Annotated in this window: 6 protein-coding genes; 1 reads left to right on the forward strand and 5 read right to left on the reverse strand. The window is 62.4% G+C overall.

Features of this window, described 5'->3' with window-relative positions; all coding sequences use genetic code 11:
* On the forward strand, positions 1–276 hold a 276-nt coding region (locus tag AC1DLB_RS19405), incomplete at its 5' end, for a Rho termination factor N-terminal domain-containing protein (RefSeq protein WP_477785468.1).
* 42 nt (positions 277–318) lie between these two features.
* On the opposite strand, the gene AC1DLB_RS19410 is transcribed toward AC1DLB_RS19405, so the two are convergent.
* From AC1DLB_RS19410 to araH, 5 genes are all read right to left on the reverse strand, one after another.
* Positions 319–1,248, reverse strand: a complete 930-nt coding sequence (locus AC1DLB_RS19410) for a PfkB family carbohydrate kinase (RefSeq protein WP_477743478.1) — start codon at positions 1,246–1,248, stop codon at positions 319–321.
* Positions 1,241–2,707, reverse strand: coding sequence for a purine-cytosine permease family protein (locus AC1DLB_RS19415; protein WP_018926200.1), 1,467 nt, complete (start codon positions 2,705–2,707; stop codon positions 1,241–1,243). Before AC1DLB_RS19415 ends, AC1DLB_RS19410 begins: the two co-directional genes overlap by 8 nt.
* Before the next feature lie 154 nt (positions 2,708–2,861).
* Positions 2,862–3,860 carry an ADP-ribosylglycohydrolase family protein gene (locus AC1DLB_RS19420; protein WP_477743479.1) on the reverse strand — a complete coding sequence of 333 codons (999 nt, stop codon included), beginning with the start codon at positions 3,858–3,860 and terminating at the stop codon, positions 2,862–2,864.
* A complete protein-coding gene (locus AC1DLB_RS19425) occupies positions 3,857–4,570 on the reverse strand; it encodes a GntR family transcriptional regulator (protein ID WP_138867004.1) in 714 nt (237 codons plus the stop codon). The genes AC1DLB_RS19420 and AC1DLB_RS19425 overlap by 4 nt, the downstream gene beginning before the upstream one ends.
* Before the next feature lie 198 nt (positions 4,571–4,768).
* Complete coding sequence (araH, locus tag AC1DLB_RS19430) at positions 4,769–5,731, reverse strand: L-arabinose ABC transporter permease AraH (RefSeq protein WP_477785469.1); 963 nt, start codon at positions 5,729–5,731, stop codon at positions 4,769–4,771.

Below are 5,731 nucleotides of genomic sequence, written 5' to 3' on the forward strand. Positions count from 1 at the left end.
GCCCGCGCCTGGGCGACGGTAAACAAGCAGTCGGGTGGCGGTGAGCGCGCCGGCGGCTCGGGACGCAAGAAACCGGCCGCTGCCAAGTCTGCCGATCGCAAGGAATCAGCCCGCCGTGCAGTCGCCACCCGTGAGGGCAAACCGCGCAACAGCAAGGCGTCACGCGATACCCAGACGGTGGACAGCCTGATGAGGGAAGCCCGGGCGAAGAAGATTCCGGGGCGCTCGAGCATGCGCAAGCAAGAGTTGATCGAGGCGTTGCGCAAGGCGGGTTGAAAGTCAGGATTAAGGGTGAATTTGAGGGCCGATGGCGGCTGATCAGGCGCTGAAAGTTTCGCGGATCAACGCGTCCACCTCCACCGCCCCCGGCGAAGTCGCCGGCCCCCAACGAGTGACCGCCAACGCCGCTGCCGCGTTCGCCCGCCGTGCCGCTTCAGCCGCCGACAAGCCCTGCGCCAACCCGGCCACAAACACCCCGGCATGGGCATCCCCCGCACCGTTGCTGTCGACGGCCGAGACCTTGAATCCCGGCACCTGCCGACGGTCGCCATGCTGGTTGATCCAGCAACCCTGCGGCCCATCGCGAACCACCATCAGGGCGTCCGTCGGCAACTGATCCGCCAAAATATTCAACGCCTCGGCAGTGTCCGACGTCCCGGTAAACCGAAGCGCCTCGACACGGTTGCTGGTCCACAGATCGATGCGCGGCAGCAAGGCCTTCATCAGCGGTGCGTCCGGCGAATCCACCAACGGTCCCGGATCGAATACCACTTTGATCCCGTCCGGCAACTCCAGCACCCAATCCACCAGCACCTGAGCCTTGCCGGCATGCAGCAGGCTGTAGCCGCTGACATAGACAAAGTCGCCCGCCTCGGCCGGCACACTGGCCAGGTCTTCGGCGGTCAATTCGCCTTCGGCACCGATGTAGGAAATGAACGTACGTTCGGCCGAGGCTTCAGTCAGTGCGACACACAACCCGGTGTCGCGCTCAGCACGGTGAGCGATGCCGATCCGAATGCCTTCTGCCGCCATCGCCTCCCGGGCCAGATCACCAAAACGGCCGTTGCCATGGCGCCCGAGGTAAACCACCGGCAAGCCGTTCCGTCGGGCCGCGGCCATCACATTGAAACCGCCGCCCGCCTCGAAACGGGCGGATTGCGCCAGCGCGTCACCGCCCGAATGAGGCAATCTATCCACGGCCATGACCAGGTCGATGATGACCTGGCCGGTGTGCAGCAGCCTAGACATGCGCAGGCTCGAGCAACGCGGTACGACGGTCCTTGGCGCCGCCGAGCACCCAGTAAATCCCGCCAGCCACCACGAACGTCACGATCCAGCCCAAGCCGTTGTGGCCCAGCCATGAGTCGGACAGGAAGCCCCGGAACCAGACATCTTGTTCAGTGGTGCCAATGGTGGTGAAGCTGAAACCCAACACAATCGCCACCGCCCACGCACCGAATGCACGCCACTCGACGCCGCCGCGATACCAGTAGGCGCTGCTCGGGCTGACGTCCAGCAGGTCCTTGGGGCTGTAGTAATGACGATGGATCAGGTCGACCACGAAGATCCCGACCCACGCCGTGATGGGCACCGCCAGCAAGGAAATGAAGGTAATGAACGGACCGTAGAAGCTCTCGGCGATCAGCATGAAGTAGATCGAGCCGGCGAAGATCGCCACGATATCGACCACCACCGCGTACACGCGCTTGACCTTCAGACCGAGGGTCAAGGTGGTCAGCCCGGCGGAGTACACCGACAGGTTGTTCGACAGCAGTAGCCCGCCGAACGCGGTGATCAGGTACGGCACCGCCATCCAGCTCGGCAGCATGTCGCGGATCGCGACAATCGGGTCAGTGGCCGAGGCCAGATCGTTGTTACCCACCGACAGCAGACCGCCAAGGGTGATCAGCAGCACCAGCGGAATCCCCGCACCGAACGCCGCCGACGCCACCAGGCGCACCGCTTTGACGCTGCGGTGCTGGTAGCGCGACATGTCCGCGCCGGCGTTGGCCCAACCGATCCCGGTGCCGGCGGCCATGGTGCCGATGCCGATGATCATCGCGCTCAGCGGTGCTGGCGTGGCATTGAATACGGCGCTCCAATCGATGGTCGCGCAGAGGAAACCACCGACCAGGATATTCAGCGCACCGAACACATAGGTTGCCCATTTCTGGATCACCAACAATGTGGCGTGGCCGAGACCGGACACCGACAACGTCAGCAGCACGAAAATCGCGATGAACACCAGGGTCAGCAGCGGCGCGCTTTTGGCTTCCACCGGCGAGCCGAACACTATCGAGCACAGCGACAGCAGGACGAACGCGGCGGTGGTGGTATTGACCGTTTCCCAACCCAGGCGCGACATCAGCGAGACCAGCGTCGGGCCGATATTGCCACGTACGCCGAAGATCGCTCGCGACAGTGTCAGGCTCGGTGCGCGGCCACGACGACCGGCAATGGAGATGATCCCGACCACCGCGAAAGAGCCGGCGGCACCAAGGATCGCGACGATGATCGCTTGCCAGATCGCCAGGCCGCGAAAGGCCACCAGCGTGGCACCCAACGGCAAGCCGAGAATGGAAATGTTGGCCGCAAACCAGACCCAGAACAGTTGCAGCGGATGACCGTTGCACTCCCCTTCCGGCACCGGTTCGATACCACGGGTTTCCAGTTGTCCGGCGCTTTGCCCGGCGTTCGATGAACTCATGAAAATGCTCCTTGCAATTGTTATGGTGTGGGCAATCTCGGAGGACAAAACAACAGCCGGCCGTCCTGCCCGTGTTTGTGCGTTCCATTGCGGGTGAAAAATTCAAGTATGCGGCGTGTTCATCGCGGGCAAGCCCGCGATGGGGCCAGTCCAGTCAACGTAAAGCCAACAGTCCTTTTACCAACGGTTCCAACTCCAACGAGTTAACCGCTTTAACCTGCTCGATCATCGCCACCGGCCAACTCTCAAGCCCCAGACAGGCCCCGAGCATGGCGCCGAGCATCGCCGCGATGGTGTCGGTGTCACCGCCCAGGCTCGCGGCCATGCACAGCGCTTCGAAGGCCGTCATCTCGCCGATGGCCACTTGCTGGGCCAGCGCAAACGACACCACCACCGATTCCTGTGAGGCCACCGAAGTGCCGATCACGTCGTACAGCAAATCCGCCAGCAACGCCTTGTCGCTGTCGATGCCGATGCTCCGCGCCCAACTGATGCGCGAGGCAATCCGCCCGCCGGCGACCCAGTGGCCGTGACTTTCTGCCTGCTGCGCGAATTGCTGGCCAAGGTTCAACGCCTCGCCCAGGTCCATGCCGTTGATCCCGGCGGAAACCACTGCCGCCACCGCCGCCGCACTGGCAATCCCCAGCGTGGTGTTGTGGGTCACCTGACAGGCTTGCACCACGGAGCGGATGAAACGCTCAGGATCGGCGACATCGGCCGCAATCCCCACCGGGGTGATGCGCATCGCCGCGCCATTGGTGGTGCCGTGGCGCCCGGCCTCTTCCAGCGAGTGGCCGGCGAGGATCATTTCGATCGCGCGTTTGGTCGAAGGGCCGAGCAAGTCTTGCGAGCCCTTGGCCTGCATCCCGGCTTCCCATTCGATCAATCGTTGGGCCAGTACCGCCGGTTCGATCCGGCCCTCGCTCTCGATCAACAACCGAGCGACCAGAATCGCCTGCTCGGTATCGTCGGTGATAGAACCTTTGGGCAGGTTCGCGGCAATCGGTTGATCGGGGCCGGCGTCTTGCAGATCGGTGATTTCAACGAAGCGCGCCTTGATGTCGGCGCGGCTCAGGGATTGGGTCGGCATGCCCAGCGCATCGCCCAGGGCCAGTCCATAGAACGCGCCGAGGGCACGGTTGAGCGCGGTCACTTTGGAGCTCCAAACTGCAAGTGCAGACGAAAGTGCACCGGATCGAGCAGGCTTTCGACCTGCTCCATGAAACGGTTCTGACGGTCGTAGGTGGTGCGCAGGGCCTTGAGGAACACCGTGCCGACCGGGCGCCCGAGCAGTTCGGCGTCTTCGGCGTTCAAGGGTTCGGCACCGATCCACTGATCGCCGTGCTCGCCGACATAGCCGTAGGCAGCCAACGTGATGGTCAGGGAGTTATCAATCAGTCCCACTCGCGGCAGGCCTTCCAGGCCTCCGGTCGCGGGCATTAACGCGCGTTCCAGAGACACCAGCGTACCGTCGGTGGCGCGCCGGCGACGGTCGAGGGTGATGAATTGATCGGTGCCGAACCGCGACAGCAGGTCAGGACGGGTCACCGCCTCCAGTCGCAGCACTTCGGTATTGATCAACGCCCCGCTGTCCGCCAGTGCCTGGGCCCAGCCGCTGCTCTGATCGAGCACTACGCCGTCGTAAGTAACGATGGAACCGACTCCGCTTTGCGTGGTGATGTAGTGACGCCGCTTCAGTTCGGCCAGGGCTTCACGCAGCGTGCCGCGGCTGACCTTGAATTCTTGAGCCAACTGATGTTCACCCGGCAATAGCAAGCCGTCCTCCATGAGGCCGCTTTCGATGCGCCGGACAAGCTCATCGATAATCCGTTGTTTCTTGTCAAATCGTACCTGTCTAACCATGTACAAAGTGATAACCGAAAGGGATTAGGGCGAGCAAGGGATATTTTGTGGCTGGATTGTGTGGCAGACAGACCGCTTTCGCGGGCAAGCCTCGCTCCTACAGGGGGATCTGCACGGTACTGTAGGAGCGAGGCTTGCCCGCGAAGGCGTCGGCACATCCAGTATCCATGTGCCGGGCATCCCGCTCCCCCGGGAAAATCAGCGTTGTTTCAGTCGGTCGATCACAACCGCCAGCAACAGGATCGAACCGCGAATCACGTACTGATAGAAGGTATCGATGTTCTTCAGGTTCATCGCATTCTCGATGATCGCCAGAATCAGCACTCCGGCAATCACATGCCGAATCATCCCGATCCCGCCACTCAGCGACACCCCGCCCAACACGCAGGCCGAGATCACTGTCAGCTCGAAACCCTGGCCAATCATCGGCTGACCCGAGGTCATGCGCGACGCCAGAATCACCCCGGCCAATGCACCAATCACCCCGTGCACGGCGAAGATGATGATCTTGGTTCGGTCAACGTTTACCCCAGCCAGCAACGCCGCTTCCTGGTTGCCACCGATGGCCATGGTGTTGCGCCCGTAGGTGGTGTAATTCAGCAGCCAGCCGAAAAACAGGAAGCAAACGATGGTGATCAAAATCGGCACCGGCACACCGAATAACTGGCCATTACCGAAGACGAAAAACGACTCCTGGGACACGCCCACCGCTTTGCCGTTGGCAAAGATGTAAGCCAGGCCACGAACAATCTGCATGGTCGCCAGCGTGGTGATCAACGCATTGACCCGCAGCTTGGCGATCACGATCCCGTTGATCAGCCCGACAATCAGCCCCATCACCAGCGCCGCACTGACGCCGAGGAACACGCTGTTGGTGTCGCGCATCACCACCGCCGCGACCACGCCGGCGCAGGCAATCACCGAGCCCACGGACAAGTCGAAGTGCCCCGACGCCAGGCAATACAACATGGTGCAGGCGGCAATCCCGGTGGTGGAAATCGCCAGGCCCAGACCGCGCATGTTCAGCGGCGACAGGAAGTTGTCGATCAGCAAGGTGCAGAGCACGAAGATCCCGACGGCCGCCAGCAGCATTACCCAGTCATCGAGAAAGCGTCGCAGGTCCAGCGGTTTGCGCGGGGTTGGCAGAGCGTTGTTTTGGAT

The sequence above is a fragment of the Pseudomonas sp. 05N434 genome (assembly GCF_056396965.1).

Coding starts and splice junctions, on each gene's coding strand:
- AC1DLB_RS19415 (WP_018926200.1), bottom strand. CDS start 2,707: ATGAGTTCATCGAACGCCGGGCAAAGCGCCGGACAACTGGAAACCCGT.
- AC1DLB_RS19425 (WP_138867004.1), bottom strand. CDS start 4,570: ATGGTTAGACAGGTACGATTTGACAAGAAACAACGGATTATCGATGAG.
- AC1DLB_RS19410 (WP_477743478.1), bottom strand. CDS start 1,248: ATGTCTAGGCTGCTGCACACCGGCCAGGTCATCATCGACCTGGTCATG.